12 protein-coding genes and 2 pseudogenes are annotated in these 19,499 nt (G+C 69.8%); 6 read left to right on the plus strand and 8 right to left on the minus strand.

Annotated elements, in window-relative coordinates; translation table 11 throughout:
• From ACZ4EG_RS07780 to ACZ4EG_RS07790, 3 genes are read left to right on the plus strand one after another with little or no spacing between them, the layout of a single operon-like run.
• Nucleotides 1-786, plus strand: a complete 786-nt coding sequence (locus ACZ4EG_RS07780; RefSeq protein WP_467789939.1) for a heparin lyase I family protein — start codon at nucleotides 1-3, stop codon at nucleotides 784-786.
• A gap of 11 nt (nucleotides 787-797) precedes the next feature.
• Nucleotides 798-6,194, plus strand: a complete 5,397-nt coding sequence (locus ACZ4EG_RS07785) for a glycosyl hydrolase family 28 protein (RefSeq protein WP_467789940.1) — start codon at nucleotides 798-800, stop codon at nucleotides 6,192-6,194.
• Between the two features lie 11 nt (nucleotides 6,195-6,205).
• A complete protein-coding gene (locus ACZ4EG_RS07790; RefSeq protein ID WP_467789941.1) occupies nucleotides 6,206-8,236 on the plus strand; it encodes a PQQ-dependent sugar dehydrogenase in 2,031 nt (676 codons plus the stop codon).
• Nucleotides 8,237-8,243: 7 nt separating this feature from the next.
• Here the strand turns inward: ACZ4EG_RS07790 and ACZ4EG_RS07795 are convergent, their stop codons facing one another.
• Together ACZ4EG_RS07795 and ACZ4EG_RS07800 are read right to left on the minus strand one after the other, a co-directional pair.
• Nucleotides 8,244-10,070, minus strand: a complete 1,827-nt coding sequence (locus tag ACZ4EG_RS07795; RefSeq protein ID WP_467789942.1) for an AMP-dependent synthetase/ligase — start codon at nucleotides 10,068-10,070, stop codon at nucleotides 8,244-8,246.
• 243 nt (nucleotides 10,071-10,313) lie between these two features.
• Nucleotides 10,314-11,192 carry a LysR substrate-binding domain-containing protein gene (locus ACZ4EG_RS07800; RefSeq protein ID WP_467789943.1) on the minus strand — a complete coding sequence of 293 codons (879 nt, stop codon included), beginning with the start codon at nucleotides 11,190-11,192 and terminating at the stop codon, nucleotides 10,314-10,316.
• 166 nt (nucleotides 11,193-11,358) lie between these two features.
• Between ACZ4EG_RS07800 and ACZ4EG_RS07805 the strand changes: the two genes are divergently transcribed.
• The gene (locus tag ACZ4EG_RS07805) at nucleotides 11,359-12,423 is read left to right on the plus strand and encodes a bile acid:sodium symporter family protein (protein ID WP_467789989.1); all 1,065 of its coding nucleotides are present in this window, start codon (nucleotides 11,359-11,361) and stop codon (nucleotides 12,421-12,423) included.
• On the opposite strand, the gene ACZ4EG_RS07810 is transcribed toward ACZ4EG_RS07805, so the two are convergent.
• From ACZ4EG_RS07810 to ACZ4EG_RS07820, 3 genes are all read right to left on the minus strand, one after another.
• Nucleotides 12,356-13,591, minus strand: a complete 1,236-nt coding sequence (locus ACZ4EG_RS07810) for a DUF4185 domain-containing protein (protein ID WP_467789944.1) — start codon at nucleotides 13,589-13,591, stop codon at nucleotides 12,356-12,358. The two genes, ACZ4EG_RS07805 and ACZ4EG_RS07810, sit on opposite strands and share 68 nt — an antisense overlap.
• A gap of 10 nt (nucleotides 13,592-13,601) precedes the next feature.
• Entirely contained in the window at nucleotides 13,602-15,476 is a 1,875-nt protein-coding gene (locus tag ACZ4EG_RS07815) for an exo-alpha-sialidase (RefSeq protein WP_467789945.1), read from the minus strand.
• Between the two features lie 137 nt (nucleotides 15,477-15,613).
• Nucleotides 15,614-16,543: a quinone oxidoreductase family protein gene (locus tag ACZ4EG_RS07820; protein WP_467789946.1), complete on the minus strand. Its 930-nt coding sequence runs from the start codon at nucleotides 16,541-16,543 to the stop codon at nucleotides 15,614-15,616.
• Between the two features lie 82 nt (nucleotides 16,544-16,625).
• Between ACZ4EG_RS07820 and ACZ4EG_RS07825 the strand changes: the two genes are divergently transcribed.
• Nucleotides 16,626-17,063, plus strand: a complete 438-nt coding sequence (locus ACZ4EG_RS07825; protein WP_453556021.1) for a MarR family winged helix-turn-helix transcriptional regulator — start codon at nucleotides 16,626-16,628, stop codon at nucleotides 17,061-17,063.
• A 19-nt stretch (nucleotides 17,064-17,082) separates the two neighbouring features.
• A complete protein-coding gene (locus tag ACZ4EG_RS07830) occupies nucleotides 17,083-17,613 on the plus strand; it encodes an isochorismatase family protein (RefSeq protein WP_467789947.1) in 531 nt (176 codons plus the stop codon).
• A 183-nt stretch (nucleotides 17,614-17,796) separates the two neighbouring features.
• On the opposite strand, the gene fdhD is transcribed toward ACZ4EG_RS07830, so the two are convergent.
• From fdhD to ACZ4EG_RS07845, 3 genes and pseudogenes are all read right to left on the minus strand, one after another.
• The gene (gene fdhD / locus ACZ4EG_RS07835) at nucleotides 17,797-18,645 is read right to left on the minus strand and encodes a formate dehydrogenase accessory sulfurtransferase FdhD (protein ID WP_467789948.1); all 849 of its coding nucleotides are present in this window, start codon (nucleotides 18,643-18,645) and stop codon (nucleotides 17,797-17,799) included.
• A 7-nt stretch (nucleotides 18,646-18,652) separates the two neighbouring features.
• Nucleotides 18,653-19,370, minus strand: a pseudogene (locus tag ACZ4EG_RS07840) (2Fe-2S iron-sulfur cluster-binding protein); the annotation flags it as partial.
• Nucleotides 19,344-19,466, minus strand: a pseudogene (locus ACZ4EG_RS07845) (molybdopterin dinucleotide binding domain-containing protein); the annotation flags it as partial. The pseudogenes ACZ4EG_RS07845 and ACZ4EG_RS07840, both read right to left, overlap by 27 nt.
• Between the last annotated feature and the right edge of the window lie 33 nt (nucleotides 19,467-19,499).

The raw sequence follows: 19,499 nt of genomic DNA on the forward strand, positions 1-19,499 counted from the left end.
ATGAGCACATCCAGAAGGGCGGTGCTCGGTGCCGCACTCGGCGGCGCCGCGGGAGCCGCGGTCGGCCTGCCCGCCCCACCCGCCTCGGCCGCGTCCTGGCAGCTGAAGTGGTCGCCCTCGGCGAGCCGCGACGGCCTCGGCGCCTTCGAGACCGTCGAGGACGACCGCGCGAATTCCCACCCCGCCGGGCGCCCGCACATCCACGCCACCGGCGACAACTGGCGCTTCACCATGCACAAGGTCGACCGCGACACCTCGACCGACCGTCAGCGCCAGGAGGTCACCGGCCTGCGCACGAGCGGCAGCGGCTATCTGAAGTGGACCCAGGGCCAGACCTGGCGGATCACCTACTCGATGTACATCCCGAGCTCGCTGAAGGCGACCACCACCTTCACCCACATCATGCAGATGAAGCAGCCCGGCAACGGCACCTCGCCGATCGTCGTGCAGTCCCTGCGCCGGGTGAACGGGGTGCAGACCATCGAGCTCAGGCTGGCCATCGACGACATCCTCGTGGGCCGTACCGATCTCGCGCCGCTGCACGACAAATGGACCGACGTCGACTTCCAGATCAAGGTCGGCAACGGCTCGGCCGGTTCGGTCCGCTGGATCCTCAAGAGCGGTTCCACGACCGTCGTCGACAAGGCCAGGACCGGCGTCGACACCTTCCTCGCCGACCGCGTCCGTCCGAAGTGGGGCATCTACCGCTCCCTCGGCGACACCTCCGGCTCCCTGCAGGACACCTACCTGCTCCTCACCAATCTCCGCGGCTACCAACTCGTCTGAGGAGCCGTCATATGCCTTCCACCACCCCCCACCGAAGAGGTGCGGCGGCGATCGTGCTGTCCGTCCTCGCCGTCGTCCTCGGCCTCGCCCGCCCCGCGGCCCTCGCCGTCCCCCAGCCGGCGCCGCGCGCGGCCGCCGTCTTCGACGTGCGCGACTACGGCGCCAAGGGCGACGGATCCGCCAACGACACCCCCGCCGTCAACAAGGCCATCACCGCGGCCAATTCGGCCGGCGGCGGCACCGTCCGCTTCCCGGCCGGCACCTACAAGTCCAAGAACACCATCCACATGAAGAGCAACGTGACGCTCCAGGTCGACACGGGCGCCACGATCCAGGGCTCCTCCGCGGACACCTACGACCCGCCCGAGTCCAACCCGTACGACAAGTACCAGGACTACGGGCACAGCCACTTCCACAACGCGATGATCTACGGCGACCGGCTCACGAACATCGGCTTCGTCGGCGGCGGGGTCATCGACGGGGCCGGCAACCTGATCACCGGCAACCCCAGGTCCGGCGAGGCCGACAAGATCATCTCGCTGACGAGGTGCGACGGGCTGCGCCTCGGCGACGGTCTCACCCTGCGTCGGGGCGGCCACTTCGCGGCTCTCGTCAATGGCTGCAAGAACGTCACCTCGGACCACCTCACCATCGACACCGCGAGCGACCGCGACGGCTGGAACATCATCTCCACCACCGATGTCACGGTCACCCACGCCCACATCAAGGCCAATGACGACGCCCTGGTGTTCAAGAGCGACTACGCCCTCGGCGCCAAGCTGCCCAACGGCCATGTGAGGGTGAGCGATTCCTATCTGTCGGCCCGGTGCTGCAACGCCCTGATGTTCGGCTCCGAGACCTGCGGCGACTTCTCCGACTACCAGTTCGAGAAGATTCGTATCGAGGGCGCCGACAAGTCCGGTCTCGGCATGGTGTCCATGGACGGTGCGAAGATCTCCGACGTCCACTACCGCGACATCACCATGACCGGCGTCCACTCGCCCATCATGGAGAAGATCGGCACACGCAAGCGGTGCGGCAACAGCCCCGGTGTCGGCTCGATCAGCAACGTGACGTACGACAACATCACGGCCACCGGCGGCAGCCCCTCCTTCAGTCCGACCCTGTGGGGCGAGAACGGCCACCGGATCAGCGGCATCACGTTCCGGCACGTCGACATCACCGTGCCCGGCGGCAACGGCACCATGTCCACCGGCGTGCCGGTCAACGACCCGAAGGACTACAACCCCAAGGCCATCGGCACCCGTCCGGCCTACGGCTGGTACCTGCACAACGCGGACGACGTCACCTTCACCGACAGCTCCGTGAAGTTCGCCGCGAACGACGGCCGACCCGCGGTCATCGCCAATGCGGCGAGCAACATCCGCTTCACCCGCTTCACCGCCCAGCGCGGGAGCAACTCCCCGCACGACACCGGCTTCCAGAGCGTCAGCGGCTACTGTCTGACGGACAGTCACAACACCTCCGGCGGCGCGCTGCGGATCTCGTCCACCGGGTCCACCGAGAGCTGCGGTGCACCGGCCAGGCCCCTTGACCTCGACAACCCCCGCCAGGACTTCCTGCGCAACTCCGTCGGCGGCCTCTTCCTGCACTGGGGCCTGCGCACCGCCCCCGCCCACACCGGTTGCGGTGCCTGGGAGAACGACGTCACCAGTGGCGGCTGGACACCGGACTACTGGGTGAACGAGGCCCGCAAGCTGCATACGCAGTACCTCGTCCTGGCCACCTTCCACAGCCGGCTGGGCTACGCCCGCCCCTGGCCGTCCAGGATCCCCGGCTCCTGCTCCACCAGGCGGGACTTCCTCGGCGAGCTGATCACCGCCGCCAAGGCCAAGGGCATGAAGGTCATCCTCTACATGACCGACGACCCCCAGTGGCACGACGAGGGCGGCCACGAATGGCTCGACTCGGCCGCCTACTCCGCCTACAAGGGCAAGAACGTCGACCTGACCACCCGGGACGGTTTCGGGCAGTTCAGCTACGACAACTTCTTCGAGGTCATGGACCGCTATCCCGACCTCGGCGGCTTCTGGATCGACAACGACAACGCGTACTGGGAGAGCCACAACCTCTACGCGCAGATCTATCAGAAGCGCCCGAACTACACGCTCAGCAACAACAACGAAGACACGCCGATCATGGACATGATCAGCAATGAGCAGAAGACGGGGATGACGCCCGCCTACGACTACCCGCAGGCCGTCTACACGGCTCAACCGCGCCTGACCGAGGCCGACTTCAAACTGCCCTCGGCCGGCGCCTGGTGGTACGACGGCTCCGACCCGACGGTCGACCGCAGGCTCACCCTCGGCCGGCTCGTCACCAACGCCGGTTCCTCGGTGAAGGCGCTGATGGCCGAGACCGCCCAGGTCAACGGCAGGTTCCCGGCCAACCAGGCCGCCTTCAACACCTTCGCGAACAGCTATCTCGACCCCATCTGGGAGTCCCTGCACGGTACCGAGGGCGGCGGCTATCTGTACGGCGGCCTCAAACCCGGCTTCTGGAACGACGGCGCGCACGGCGTGACCACGATCAGCAGGACGGACCAGAACCGCCAGTACATCCACGTCCTGACCCCGCCCAGCACCAGCACCCTGCGCATCCGGGACAACGGCTACCGCATCGCCTCCGTCACCAACCTCCGTACCGGAGCGGCCGTTTCGTGGTCCCAGTCCGGCGGCGTGCTCACGCTCACCGGCCTGGGCAACTGGGACCCGTACGACACCGTCTTCAAGGTCACCACGGCCGGCCGTCAGGGCATCCTCACGGGCGTCAAGGTCTCCGCGAGCGCCTCGGCGAGCGGCCACACCGGCTCCGCCGCCGGTGACGGCGACTACCTCACCTACTGGGACAACAACAAGACCCTGCCCGTCACCCTGACCTTCGACCTCGGCACGGCGAAGAAGGTGCAGTACCTCGGCCTCAACCAGCGGGAGGACTCGGTCGCCTACGCCCGCTCCGCCACCGAGCAGTCCGCCCGCATCAAGGACTACAAGGTCTTCCTGAGCGACGACGGCTCGACCTGGGGAAGCGCGGTGAAGACCGGGCAACTCCCCGGCCGACGCGGTATCCAGGGCATCGACCTCACCGCCGCGAACGCCCGCTACGTACGCCTGGAGGTGGACTCCACCTGGGCCGCCTCGACCGACACCACCCGCTACAAGCGGCTGCGGATCGACGAGGCGTGGATCGGCACCGCGTACGCGACACCGGCGGCCTTCACCACCAAGTCGGACAACGGCCAGTCCCTCCGACCCGCTATGGGCTGGAGCAGCTGGAGCTTCGTGCGCCGTTGGCCCACCGAGGCGAAGCTGAAGGCACAGGCCGACGCGCTGGTGGCGAGCGGGCTCAAGGACCATGGGTTCGTCCAGGTCAATCTCGACGACTTCTGGCAGAAGTGCGACTCCAACGGGTTCGTCGTCGACTCCTACGGCCGCTGGGCCGTGGACCCCGCCAAGTTCCCGTCCGGGATCAAGGCGCTCGCCGACTACGTCCACTCCAAGGGGCTGAAGTTCGGCTTCTACGTCACCCCGGGTATCGCCAAGAACGCGGTCACCGCGAATACGCCGATCGAAGGGACTCCGTATCACGCGAAGGACATCGCGGACACCTCGAAGACGGAGAAGAACTACAACTGCAAGAACATGTACTACATCGACTACTCCAGGCCGGGCGCGCAGGACTTCATCAACTCCTGGGCACGGCAGTTCGCTTCGTGGGGAGTCGACTATCTGAAGATCGACGGCGTGGGTAGCCAGGACGTGCCGGACGTCCAGGCCTGGGACAAGGCCCTGCGCGCCACCGGGCGGCCCATCACCTTCGCCCTCTCCAACAACCTGCCGATCGCGAACGCCGCCACCTGGCGGAAGCTGGCCAACAGCTGGCGCACCCAGGGCGATGTGGAGTGCTACTGCGGGCCCGGCGCGAACGGCAGCGGCTACCCGCTCACCGACTGGTCGCACGTCTCCGGCCGTTTCACCTCGGCCGCCAACTGGCAGCCGTACGCAGGCCCGGGCGGCTGGAACGATCTGGACTCACTGGAGATCGGCAACGGCGACCAGGTGGGGCTCACCGCCGACCAGCGGCGCTCGCACTTCACCCTGTGGGCGATGGCGGGCGCGCCCCTGCTGCTCGGCACCGACCTCACCCACCTCGACTCCGTCGACAAGGCGATGCTCACCAACGACCGGCTCATCGGCGTCGACCAGGACGGCGTCGCCGCGAAACGGCTTGTGAACAGTGGTGTCAAGCAGGTCTGGAGCAAACGCGAAAACAGCGGTGACTACGTGGTGGCGCTGTTCAACACCGGAACCTCAGGCCGCGCCACGGTCAGTGTGAACTGGTCACAGGTCGGCTTCACCGGCTCCGGCGATGTCACCGACCTCTGGTCCGGCTCCCACAAGGGCGTGATCGCCGACTCCTACAGCGCGACCCTGCGCCCGGGCGAGACCCGGCTGATCCGCGTCGAACCCGTCGCCTCCACGCGGTCGGCGGCCGCTTCGCCGGGCTTCGCCGTCGCCCCCTACGAGTACCTCGGCTGGGGCAACCCGCCCAGCCCCACCTCGGTCATGTCGGCGACCGGCGTCAAGTGGTTCACGCTGGCGTTCGTCCTCTCCGACGGCACCTGCAACCCCAAGTGGGACGGCTCGCGCCCGCTGACCGGCGGCAACGACCAGTCGAAGATCAACGCGATCAGAGCGGCAGGCGGCGATGTGATCGTCTCCGTCGGAGGCTGGAGCGGCGCCAAGCTCGGCGAGAAGTGCTCCAGCGCCTCCGCCCTCGCCGGCGCGTACCAGAAGGTCATCAACGCCTACAAGCTGAAGGCCCTCGACATCGACATCGAGAACACCGAGTGGGCGAGCGCCACCGTGCGGCAACGCGTCGTCGACGCGCTGAAGAAGGTCAAGGCCGACAACCCCGGCCTGAAGACCGTCATCACCTTCGGCACGACGACCGGCGGCCCCGACTCCACCGGTGTCGACATGATCAAGCGGGCGGCCGCCTCCGGGCTCGCGAACGACGTCTGGTGCATCATGCCGTTCGACTTCGGCGGCGGCACCACCAACATGGGCACCCTGACCACCCGGGCCATGGAAGGCCTCAAGGCGCGGGTCAAGGCGGCGTACGGCTACGGCGACGCCACCGCCTACGCCCACATCGGGCTGTCGTCCATGAACGGCAGGACCGACGACTCCGGCGAGCGTGTCCGCGTCGCCGACTTCAAGACGATGCTCGCCTACGCCCAGCAGCACCACATCGGACGCCTCACCTACTGGTCCGTCAACCGCGACCGCGCCTGCGGCTCCGGCACCGACGGCGACTCCTGCAGCGGCGTGTCACAGCAGCCGTACGACTACCTGAAGGTCTTCGCCCAGTACGCGGGCTGAGGGGAACACCCATGAATCTCAAGAGAGTTCTGCCGTACGGCCTGACCGTGGCCCTCGCGCTGCCGCTGGCCGGGCTGAGCCAGGGCACCGCCCTCGCGGCCACCGACTACCAGGCCGAGGACGCCCTGATCTCGCAGGGCACCGTGGCCACCAACCACACCGGCTACACGGGCACCGGCTTCGTCGACTACACCAACGTCAAGGGCTCGTACGTGGAGTTCACGGTGAACGCGGCCGCCGCGGGCACCTCGTCGCTCACCCTGCGCTTCGCCAACGGAACGTCCACCGACCGGCCCATGGACATCTCCGTGGGCGGCACGGTCGTCGCGTCCGGCGTCTCCTTCCCGGCCACCGCCGACTGGAACACCTGGACGACCAGGAGCGTCAACATCCCCCTTGCGGCGGGGACCAACAAGATCCGCGCGACCGCGACCACCGCCAACGGCGGCCCCAACCTCGACCGCGTCAGCCTCGCCGCCGCGGCCGACAGCCAGGCCCCCACCCGCCCCGGCCAGCCCAGTTGCTCCGACATCGGCGAGAGCGGCCTCACCCTCGGCTGGGGCGCGTCCACCGACAACGTGGGCGTGGCGGCGTACGACATCTACGAACACGGCAACAAGATCAGTGAGGCGCCCGGGAGCACGACCAGTAAGGCGCTGACCGGGCTCACCCCGAACACCACCTACAACCTCACCGTCATCGCCCGCGACGCGGCCGGCAACACCTCACCGGCCAGTCCCGTCGTCGACTGCACGACGAAGCCCAGCTCCGACACTGCACCGCCGTCCGCGCCCGGCACCCTGTCCACGGCCAACGTCACGGCGAACTCGGTCGACCTCAGCTGGGGCGCGTCGAGCGACGACCGTGGGGTCACCGCCTACGACATCCGCAGCGGGTCCACCGTCTACAAGACGGTCACCTCCGGCACGTCGACGACGCTCACCGGCCTCGCCTGCAACAGCCCGTACTCCCTGAACGTCGTCGCCCGCGACGCGGCCGGCAATGTCTCCCAGCCGAGCAACACGGTCACCTTCACCACGAAGGCCTGCGCCAGCGACGGCGGGGTGCCGTCCTCCATCGCCACCTTCTCCACCGGCTGGACCATCCCCTGGGGCACCTACTGGCTGCCCGACGGCCAGTCCGCCCTGGTCACCGAGCGGGACGACTTCCGTGTCTGGAAGCTGGCCAAGGACGGCACGAAGACGCAGGTCGGCACGGTTCCCAATGCCGTCACCACCAATGGTGAGGGCGGTCTGCTCGGGGTCGCGGTCGACCCCCGGTGGGAGAGCAACCACTACGTCTACTTCATGCACACGGCGTCCGAGGGCAACCGGGTCGTCCGCATGACCTACAACGGCAGCTCGCTGAGCAACTACACGGTCCTGCTCCAGGGCATCAAGAAGAACCGCTACCACAACGGCGGCCGCCTCGCCTTCGGCCCCGACGGCTATCTCTACGTCTCCACCGGCGAGGCCCAGACGCCGAACCTGGCCCAGGACAAGAACTCCCTGAACGGCAAGATCCTGCGCATGACCACGGACGGCAAGCCGGCCCCCGGCAACCCGTTCGGCAACTACGTCTACAGCTACGGCCACCGCAATCCGCAGGGCCTCGCCTTCGACCGCAACGGGCGGCTGTGGGAGGCCGAGTTCGGCAACAGCTCCAAGGACGAGCTGAACCTGATCAAGCCGGGCGCCAACTACGGCTGGCCGACCTGCGAGGGCAGCTGCAGCGTCTCCGGCATGACCAACCCCAAGGCCACCTGGAACGTCTCCGAGGCCTCGCCGAGCGGCATCGCGATCGTCCGCAACGTCGTCTACATGGCGTCCCTGCGCGGCGAACGGCTGTGGCGCATCCCGATCAACGGCGACAACGAGAGCGTCGGCACGCCCACCGCGTACTACGTCGGCACCTACGGCCGGCTGCGCACGGTCACCAAGGTCCCGGGCTCCGACCAGCTGTGGCTGTCGACCACCAACTGCGACAACAACGGAGGCGCGGCGGACGGATCCGACGAGATCTTCCGCGTGACCATCAACTGACGGTGCGTCAGACCCGGTAGAGGGCCTCCACCTCGTTGGCGTAGGCGGTCTCGATCGCCTTGCGCTTCAGCTTCAACGACGGGGTGAGCAGGCCGTGTTCCTCGGTGAACGGCTGGGCCAGGATGCGGAAGGTACGGATCGACTCGGCCTGCGAGACGAGGGTGTTGGCGGCGACCACCGCGCGCCGCACCTCCGTCTCCAGGTCGGCGTCGCGCACCAGCTCGGCCGCGCTCAGCTGCGGCTTGCCGCGCATCTGCAGCCAGTGCTCGACCGCCTCGGTGTCCAGCGTGACCAGGGCGGCGATGTACGGGCGGTCGTTGCCGACCACGATGCACTGGTTGACCAGCGGATGGTCGCGGACCCGCTCCTCCAGCACACCGGGCGACACGCTCTTGCCGCCGGAGGTCACCAGGATCTCCTTCTTGCGGCCGGTGATGGTGAGATAGCCGTCCTCGTCGAGGGAGCCAAGGTCGCCGGTGGCCAGCCAGCCGTCGTGCAGCGTCGCGTCGGTGGCCTTCTGGTTGTTGAGGTAGCCCTGGAAGACATGGCCGCCGTGCAGCCAGATCTCCCCGTCGTCCGCGATGTGCACCGTCGTGCCCGGGACGGCCTGCCCGACCGTGCCGTAGCGCGTGCGCTCGGGAGGGTTGGCGGTGGCGGCCGCGGTCGACTCGGTGAGGCCGTAGCCCTCGTAGATCTGCACGCCCGCGCCCGCGAAGAACAGGCCGAGGCGGCGGTCCATCGCCGAGCCGCCGGACATCGCGTTGCGGATACGGCCGCCCATCGCCGCGCGCACCTTCGAGTAGACCAGCTTCTCGAAGAGCTGGTGCTGCATGCGCAGGCCCGCCGAGGGACCGGGTCCGGTGCCCCAGGCCTTGGCCTCCACCGCCTCCGCGTACTTCACCGCGATCCCGACGGCCTTCTCGAACGGCCCGGCCTTGCCCTCCTTCTCGGCCTTGCGGCGGGACGCGTTGAACACCTTCTCGAAGATGTACGGCACCGCGAGGATGAAGGTCGGCCTGAAGGCCGCCAGGTCGGGCAGCAGGGCGGCGGCGTTCAGCTGCGGCTGGTGCCCGAAGCGGACGCCGCCGCGGATCGCGGCCACCTCGACCATCCGGCCGAAGACGTGCGCCAGCGGCAGGAACAGCAGAGTCGACGCCTCGTCGCCCTTCTTCGAGTGGAACACCGGCTCCCAGCGGCCGATCATCGTGTCCGCCTCGAACATGAAGTTGCCGTGCGACAGGACACAGCCCTTGGGGCGGCCCGTGGTGCCCGAGGTGTAGATGATCGTGGCGATGGAGTCGGGGGTCACAGCCCGCCGGTGCCGGTGCACCGTCTCGTCGTCGAGGTGCGCACCGGCGTCGTACAGCTCCTGCACCGCGCCCGAGTCCAGCTGCCACAGCTGGTGCAGATGGGGGAGCCGGTCGATGACGGTGGCGATCGTCATCGCGTGGTCCTCGTGCTCCACGATCGCGGCCGTGCACTCGGCGTCGTACAGCATCCAGAAACACTGCTCGGCGGAGGAGGTGGGGTAGACCGGCACCACCTGGGCGCCGATGGTCCACAGGGCGAAGTCGAAGAGGGTCCACTCGTAGCGGGTGCGGGACATGATGGCGACCCGGTCGCCGAACCGGATGCCGCGGGCGAGCAGCCCCTTGGCGAGGGCGAGGACCTCGTCCCGGAACTCGGCCGAGGTCACGTCACGCCACTGTCCGAACTCGTCCTTGCGGCCCAGGGCGACGTGCAGCGGGTCTTCCAGGGCATGCTCGAAGACGGCGTCGGCCAGACCGCCCACCGGCGGCGGCGATGCCAACGGAGGGTTGGTGAACTCGTGCAAACCCCGCTCCCCGCTCCTCGCTCCTCAGTGGCGCTCCGCGTAGGCCGTGAAAGCTACCCCACCAGGACGCGGTACGGGAGGGGGTGCGAAATCGAGCAATGTTCACGAATGGTCGGGCCGACGTCTGGAAAATGCGCTCACATGGGGAAGGGCCGGACAGAATACTTACGCTTCAGTAAGTTTCGACACCGTAATCTCCACTGAATCTGTACGACCCGATTACGGCCCACAGCAGCCGCCGGATCAGCGTGTGCCGCGCCGGCGCGGATGCAGTCGGTCGCCGCCGGTCAGGATGGCTGTCGCCAGTGCGTTTGCCGCATCCTCCGCGGAGGGGCGGCGGCGGCCGTGCACCAGGACGAAGTCCACCTTGCCCAGTTCCGGCAGGTCCGCTCGGTCGGGTACCCGGAACAGGCCGGGCGGTACCAGGCCCCGGGAGTGGGCCATCACTCCGAGGCCCGCGCGGGCCGCCGCGATCAGGCCGTTGAGGCTGCCGCTGGTGCAGACGATGCGCCACGGGCGGCCCTGCCGCTCCAGTGCCTCCAGGGCCCGTGCCCGGGTGATGCCGGGCGGGGGATAGACGATCAGCGGGACCGGGCGCTCGGGGTCCAGACGGAGCCGGTCCGCGCCGATCCACACCAGCTCGTCGTGCCACACCAGCTCGCCGCGCGGATCCTCCGGCCTGCGCTTGGCCAGCACCAGGTCGAGCTTCCCCGCGGTCAGCTGCTCGTGCAGCGTGCCGGACAGCTCCACCGTCAGCTCCAGGTCGACCTCGGGATGGTCGTACCGGAAGCCCTCCAGGATCTCCGGCAGCCGGGTGAGGACGAAGTCCTCCGACGCGCCGAAACGCAGCCGGCCGCGCACCCGCGTGCCCGTGAAGAACGCCGTCGCCTGCTCGTGCACCTCCAGGATCCGGCGGGCGAAACCGAGCATGGCCTCGCCGTCCTCGGTCAGCTCCACGGAGTGGGTGTCCCGGGCGAACAGCTGCCGCCCGGCGGCGTCCTCAAGGCGCCGCACATGCTGGCTCACCGTCGACTGGCGCAGCCCGAGCCGCTTGGCGGCCTGCGTGAAACTGAGCGTCTGGGCGACCGCCAGAAACGTCCGCAGCTGGGAGGGGTCGTACACGCCAGTCAGGCTATCGCGGAACGTGATGACAGTCAGAGTGGTATGCCTGATTCCCGATCGGCAGCCGGGAGAGGACGATGGGGAGGGGCCGGAGGGCCCCGATCCGGACCCTCACGAGACGTACAGCAAGTGGAGCACCGTGAAACGCCTGCGCCGGCCGAGTCGGATGCCGATCGACCCGTACATCCTGCTGCTGCTCGGGACAGTGGGCGTAGCGGCGCTCCTCCCGGCCCGGGGTACGGCCGCCGATGTCGCCTCCGGCGCGTCCACCGCCGCGATCGCCTTCCTGTTCTTCCTCTACGGCGCCCGGCTGTCCACGCGTGAGGCGCTGGACGGGCTGCGCCACTGGCGGCTCCACACCACCGTCCTGGCCTGCACCTTCGTGATCTTCCCGCTGCTCGGTCTGGCCGCCCGCGGACTCGTGCCGGTGCTGCTCACCCAGCCGCTCTACCAGGGCCTGCTCTTCCTCACCCTCGTGCCGTCGACGATCCAGTCGTCGATCGCGTTCACATCGATCGCCCGCGGCAATGTGCCCGCCGCCATCTGCGCCGGCTCCTTCTCCTCGCTCGTCGGCATCGTCCTCACCCCGCTGCTGGCGGCCGCGCTGCTGGGCAGCGGCGGCGGCGGATTCTCCGCCGACTCGCTGATCAAGATCGTGCTGCAACTGCTGGTCCCGTTCCTCGCCGGCCAGGTGCTGCGCCCGTGCCGAATCAAGTGGGGCCGCGCGCAGCGGGTCGAGCAGGGTGGTGGCGGGAGACGGGTGGGCGACTTCATCGCCCGCCACAGGAAGGTCCTCGGCCTGGTCGACCGTGGTTCGATCCTGCTCGTCGTCTACACCGCGTTCAGCGAGGGCATGGTCCAGGGGATCTGGCACCGGGTGAGCCCCGTACGGCTGGCCGGACTGCTCGTCGTCGAGGCCGCGCTGCTCGCCGTGATGCTCGCGCTGACCTGGTACGGCGCCAAGGCGCTGCGCTTCGGTCGCGGGGACCGGATCGCCATCCAGTTCGCCGGGTCGAAGAAGTCCCTGGCCTCCGGACTGCCGATGGCGAGCGTCCTGTTCGGCGCGCACGCCTCCCTGGCCGTGCTGCCGCTGATGCTCTTCCACCAGATGCAGCTGATGGTGTGCGCGGTCATCGCCAAGCGCCGGGCACACGACCCCGAGGTCACGGGCCCGTCCGCGTCAGCCGGAGGGTCACGAACCGCGGTCGGTACAGGTCCACGTTCGCGCTGATGCCGGCCGAGGCGGTCGTGGTCTCCAGCCAGTTGACGTCGTAGCTGAGCACCAGCCCTCCGTCCCCGGGGCCGAGCGCGGGGTGCGCCTGCGGGTTGTACGCGGCCACCTGCCCGCGCGGCAGCCGCGCGCCGAAGCCCCGGCCCGATCCGTGCCACGGGCCGGTGGGGGAGCAGGCCCAGTACCAGGTGACCCTGGCCAGACCGGCCGTGCCCGCCGCCATGGTGAACAGGACGTACGTCCCCTCGTCCCGGACCACCGAGAACGCGCTGCCCACCCCGGTGCGCCGCCCGTCCCCGAGCACCGGTCGCGCGGCGGACGCGGACGTCCACCCGGAGCCGTCCCAGTACCGCCAGGCCCCCGGCTCGGCCAGTCTGCCCTCCGGCACCCGTGCCAGATAGGCGGACGAGGGGCGACGGTCGGCCGCCTGGCCGTCGTCACCGCCGAAGACATACGTCCAGCCGTCCCGCGCGACGAGCGTGGTCCCGAACAGCACGCGCCGGGACGGGTCCGGCACCTGCCGCTGGTCGAAGACCGGTACGACCGACTCCACCCGCAGGTCGGGCAGCGACAGCGTGGCGACCTCGGTGGCGCCGGGCACGCCGTAGATCCACGGGTACTGGCCGGCCGTCCGCACCCACAGCAGCACCCTGACGACGCTCTCGGCCGAGCCGGGGGAGCGGGGCTCGACCCGGGCCGCGACCGGCCAGCGCCACTGGTCCGGGGCGGGGTCCGGGAACAGCGGGGCGGGGAGGGTGGCGGTGAGGCGGCCCCGGTCCATCACCACGGCCGAGTTCCGCACCATCGGGGCCGAGGCATCACGCCAGGAGTGGGGTTCGCCCCAGGGGTTGGGCGGCGCGTGTACCTGGCCGAGGTAGGTGTCGGAGAACAGCCACAGCACCCGGCCGTCCGGCAGCCGCACCGAGTGGGTGCCGTCACCGCCGGTCCAGTCGTCGGCGCGGGCCGGGTCGTCGCCGTACCGGGCGAATGTGCCGGTGAGCGCGCTGTCGTACGTCCAGGAGGCGACCGCACGGGCCCCGCACCCACCGCCGCCCTCCCCGTGCCGGTCCCGGGGGAGGGCGGTGAGCAGCACGGCGGCGAGGACCAGGGTCAGCAACAGGCCGACCCCGGTTCCCGTCCGCCGTCGTGCTCGTGCGTCCTCGGGCACCCCCGGGACGTTAGTGGCCGCCGCTCACACGGTCCATGGGCAGCCACAGCACGGTGTCCTTCACCGACCGGAGCACCTGCGGGTCGGACAGCTCGTCGTCGCTCAGCGCGCGGTCCCAGACGTGGACGTCGTCGATGGCCCCGGTGAAGAAGGCCCGGCTGTCCATGCGCTGGCCGATGTGCACACCGAACGGCGAGTTGCGGCTCACCGAGCCCGCCACATCGGCGACGGACGACTGCACACCGTCGAGGAACAGTGACAGCCGTCCTCCGCCCCGGCGCAGCGCCAGACGGTGCCACTGGCCGTCGTTGTACGCCCCTGTGGTCCACAGCGACGCCGTGCGCACGGTCGACGCGCCCTCGCGTACGGTCATCAGGGCCCGCACCCGGTTGCTGTCCGGTTCGCCGCGCAGCCACACCTGGGGCTGCGTGGAGCCGATGCCACCCATCCACAGCATCGGCTGCTCACCGGTGGCGGCCGAGTACCGGAACCACAGCGACGCGGTGAAGTCCTTGGTGCCGAGCGGGAGTTCGTCGTGATACGGCAGACGTACCGCGTCGTCCACGCCGTCGAACTTCAGGGCGCCGCCCGACACTCCGTCGGTCTCCTCGGCGTCACCGAGCACGGCCGCCCGCGGGGCGTGCCGGGCGCGGTCGGCGGTGGTCGGGTCGGGTCCACGACGCGGCTGGAGCCAGTCCTCGGTGAAGCGGGCGAAGCGGATCTCGTCGCGTGCGTCGACCGCCCCGCCCTCGTACATCAGCCCCACGGTGTCGTGGTCGATGCGCGCCATGTCGGAGTAGCCGGACCAGTCCGTGGTGACGACCGTGCCGCGGTCCACGCTGTCCCAGGTGCGGCCGCCGTCGTAGGAGGAGCGGATCATCATGGTCCGGCGGCGGTCCGGGTCGCCGGGGCAGGCCAGCAGGATGCGGCTGCCCAGACGCAGGGTCGAGCCCTGGACCTGCGGGGTGTAGAGGTCGGGGAGGTCGCGGAAGGGGGCGACGAAGCTGTCGCCGCCGTCGCGGCTGACGGTCTGGGTGCGGTGGCCGAGGTCGGTGCCGTCCTGTTCGCGTCCGCTGACCAGGAGGGAGCCGTCGACACGCTCGGTGAGGGTCAGTTCGGACGGCTTCTGCCGGAAGGTGCGGTCCTCGGCGATGGGCCAGGTGTCGGTGGCCCCGATCCGCCAGTGGTCGCCGCCGTCGTCGCTGACGATCAGCGCCCCGTGATTCGCGGTGACCCGGCTGCCGCCCCAGGTCTCGGTGTTGACGCCGAAGACCAGCCGGCCGGCGTCCTTGCCACGGGTGAGCTGGAGGCCGTGCACCGGGCCGGTCGCGTACCAGGAGTTCCAGTCCGCGGGCAGGATCTCGGGGCTCAGATCGCGCGGCTTCGACCAGGTCAGTCCGTCGTCGTCGCTGTACTGCAGATGCGGGGTGCGATCACAGGGGACGGAGCAGCTGGCGGCGTCCGTACGGCCCGTGTTGTACGTCTCGGCCAGCAGGATGCGGCCGGTCTCGCGGTCCACGATCGGCGCCGGGTTGCCATGGGTGTCGCCGGTGCCCTCGTTGACCACCTGCAGCGGGCCCCAGGTGCGCCCGCCGTCGGTGGAGCGCTTCACCACGATGTCGATGTCGGCCGCGTCACCGCAGTTGAGGACGCGGCCCTCGGCGAACGCGAGGAGCGTGCCGTCGGTGGTCTGCACGACGGCCGGGATGCGGAAGCAGGCGTAGCCGGGGTCCTGGGACGCCCTGAAGAGGATCTGCTGCTCGAAGTCGGGCTTGTCGGCGGCCGGTTGGGCGGCGTGCGCCGGATTCGGCAGCACCGACAGCGCGGCCGCCGCGAAGGCGGCGGCCAGGGTGGCTCTCAGTCGTGCGCGGACTCTTGACGGCATGGTGCGACCTGCCCTTCATGCGTCGGAGGCATAGGGACATGAGTCATCCGGTCATCGGGACATTCGGACATCCGACGTCCGACGTGCACTTCATCGACGGTAGTTGGGGCCTCGGGCGCCTCACAAGGAGCGTGCAGTCACTTCGCGGTTCGGGGGCGCAGCACGACCTTGCCGCAGTTGCTGCGCGACTCCACGACCTTGTGCGCCTCGGCCGCGTCCGCCAGCGCGAACTCCCCGTGCACGGCGGGCTTCAGCAGGCCTTCGCCGAACAGCCGCCACAGCTCCCGCCGCCACCGCTCGTACAACTCGGGCTGCCCGCGGGCGATCAGCGCCATCTGGAACCCGATGACCGACTTGGCGCCCACCAGCAGGTCGTACGCCCGGATGGTCCCGCCGCCCGAGCTGTACGCCACCAGCCGGCCACCCGGGGCGAGGGCGCCTATCGCCGGGGTGAGCAGATCGCCGCCGACCGCATCCAGGGCGAAGTCGACGGGCTGCCCCCAACTCTCGTCGCCGTACAGGATGACGTCGTCGGCGCCGAGGGACCGCACGAAGTCCGCCTTGGCCGCGTCGGAGACGGCGCCCACCACCCGCTCCGCGCCCCACAGCCGCGCCAGCTGCACGGCGAGGTGTCCGACGCCGCTCGCCGCGGCCGTGACCAGGGCGGCCTCCCCCGGCGCGGGCCGCGCGGCCGCGAGGGCACCGAGGGCGACCAGACCGCTGCGGACCAGCGCGACCGCGTCGACGAAGGAGGCGCCGTCGGGCACGGGCGTGGCCATGGCCTCGTGCAGGGGAGCGAACTCGGCGTACCCGTGCCCGAAGCACAGCCCCGTCACCCGGTCGTCGACCCGGAAGCGCGTCACTCCCTCGCCGACCGCCACCACCTCGCCGGCGATCTCGCCGCCCAGCGGGATCGGTTCGGCGGCCTCGGTGACCTTGCGGACGACGGGCAGGGTGACCCCGACCGCCTCACAGCGCACGAGGAGTTCGCCGGGGCCGGGCTCGGGCACAGAGGCCTCCTCCACGAACAGTGGCCCACCACTGGACTCGTACCGGACGCGGCGCATCGCACCTCCAGAAGTCGTTGGTGGTCCCCACGGTATCCGACATTCATGGGGAAGCCCAACGACTTTTCGCTAAACTCCGGCCATGGCCGAAGCACCCCTGCCCGCGATCCGCTCCCTGCCCAGCTGGCTCCTCGGCCGTGCCGCCGCGCGCGGCCGCGCCCTGGTGGCCGACGCCCTCGCCACCGAGGGCATGAAGATGTGGCACCACGTGGTGCTGTCCGCCGTCCGCGACCTCGCCCCCGTCGCCCAGGCCGACCTCGGGCGCGGTGTACGGCTCGACCCGAAGGACCTGGTGGGCGTCCTCAACGACCTGCAGGCCGCCGGCCTCGTCGTGCGCGAGCCGGACCCGAGGGACCGCCGCAAGAACGCGGTGTCGCTCACCGAGGAGGGAGGCCGCCTGCTGAAGCGCTGCGAAAAGGCGGCGCGCGAGGCGAACGACACGCTGCTCGCCCCGCTGTCGTCCGCCGAACGTGACCAGTTCATGGGCCTGTTGATCCGGATTTCCGGTACGGACGGCTGACGGCGGCTAACGTTCCGTCATGACCGCACCCCTGGCGCTCGATCCGGCGCGCACCGCACTCGTCCTAGTCGATCTGATGGACCGCATCGTCGCGCTGCCCCTGGAGCCTCGCAAAGGTACCGAAGTCCTCGTCGCCGCCGAGGAGTTGGCGGACGCCTTCCGTTCGGCCGGGGCACTCGTCGTGCTCATTCGTGTCGAACGGCCTACGGTCGCCGAGCAGCCGCCCGGCAGCGGACTGGTCGCCGGACTGCTGCGGGACGGCGACCTGGAGATCGTGAAGCGGACCATCGGCGCCTTCCAGGGCACGGACCTCGACGCGGGCCTGCGTCAACGCGGCATCACCACACTGGTGTTCGGCGGCATCGCCACCAACCTCGGAGTGGAGTCCACCGCCCGAGCTGCCCACGACCTGGGCTACGACCTGGTCTTCGTGGAGTCCGCCATGGCAGCGTTCACGACACCGGAGCACGAAGCATCGGTGCGCCTGGACTTCCCGAGGCTGGGTTCGGTGGTGTCTTCGGTCGCAGAGCTGTGCTTCAACCCCGCCTGACCAGCCAACGAGCCCACACAAACAAGCGGCAAGGGCCCACCGACTTTTCCTTTCCCAACGCGCCGGCCTCTCGACACCGGCAAAAGGCGCCCCGCAGGCGACCGAGCAAAACAAGAGGGCCCCCGCCGGCGCAGGGGGCGCTCCCCGCCGGCGGGGGCCCGCCGCCGTGTCGCGGGGAGCCGGTCAGGACTGGGCGGCCGCGGCCTTCAGGGCAAGCCGGTGTTCACCCGCGTACACGTTCATGGAGCTGCCCCGCAGGAAGCCCACCAGGGTCAGGCCGGTCTCGGCGGCCAGGTCCACCGCCAGGGAGGACGGGGCCGAGACGGCGGCCAGCACCGGGATGCCCGCCATCACGGCCTTCTGCGCCAGCTCGAAGGAGGCCCGGCCCGACACCAGCAGGATGGTGCGGGACAGGGGCAGGTCGCCGTTCTGCAGGGCGCGGCCGACCAGCTTGTCGACCGCGTTGTGCCGGCCCACGTCCTCCCGTATGTCGAGCAGTTCCCCGTCCTCGGTGAACAGGGCCGCCGCATGCAGTCCACCGGTCCGGTCGAACACCCGCTGGGACTCCCGCAGCCGGTCCGGAAGGCTTGCGAGCAGGGCGGGCTCGATGCGGACGGGGGGCGTGTCGGAGACCGGCCAGCGCGTCGTCGTACGGACCGCGTCGAGGCTCGCCTTGCCGCACAGGCCGCACGACGAGGTGGTGTAGACGTTCCGCTCCAGCGTGATGTCGGGAACGGCGACGTCCGGTGCGGTCCGTACGTCCACCACGTTGTAGGTGTTGGAGCCGTCGACCGTCGCGCCGGCGCAGTAGACGATGTTCTGCAGATCGGACGCGGCCGCCAGTACGCCCTCGCTCACCAGGAAGCCGGCGGCCAGCGCGAAGTCGTCGCCCGGGGTGCGCATGGTGATCGCGAGGGGCTTGCCGTTGAGGCGGATCTCCAGGGGCTCCTCGGCGACGAGCGTGTCCGGGCGGGTGGAGACGGCGCCGTCCCTGATGCGGATCACCTTGCGTCGTTCCGTGACTCGTCCCATGTCCTGATCAGCCCCGGTTCTGTACGTGCTGGTAGCCGAATCGGCCCTTGATGCAGAGATTGCCGTGGGTCACCGGGTTGTCGTGCGGCGAGGTGACCTTCACGATCTCATTCTCCTGCACATGGAGGGTGAGGTTGCAGCCCACTCCGCAGTACGCGCACACCGTGGTCGTCGCGGACTGCTTCGACTCGTCCCAGGTACCCGCCGCGCGCATGTCGAACTCCGACTTGAACGACAGCGCCCCCGTCGGGCCCGCCTCGATGCAGTTGCCGCAGTACACACAGGCCGAGTCGGTCAGCGGCGCGTCGTGCTCGACGGCGATACGGGCGTCGAAGCCACGGCGGGCGACGGAGATCGCGAAGGTGTTCTGCCACTGGTCGCCGCAGGCGTCCACGCACTTGTAGCAGAGGATGCACTTGTCGTAGTCGCGCACATACAGGTCGTTGTCGATCCTGGGTTCCTCGTCGAGACGGGCCGCGTCCGGGCCGAAGCGGTCCGGCTTCGCCTCGTACTCCTTGATCCACTCGGCGGCCCGGGGCGTCGTCGACAGGTCCACCGAGGAGGCGAGGAGCTCCAGCACGATCCTGCGGCTGTGCCGGACCCGCTCGGTGCCGGTGCGGACCTCCATGCCCGGCTCGGCCCCGCGGGAGCAGGCCGGGACGAGGGTCCTGGACCCTTCCACCTCGACAGACACGGCAGGCGTTCCCGGGCCTGAGCGCGGTGCCGGTCCACACCGGTGCCACCACCGATCCGCGCCGCGAGGTCACCCGGACCTCCTCGCCGACGACGACCCCGTACCGCTCGGCGTCCTCCGGGCACAGCTACGGGTTCGCGCGTCGCCGCTCTGGTGGCCG

The organism is Streptomyces sp. NPDC025638, assembly GCF_055558775.1.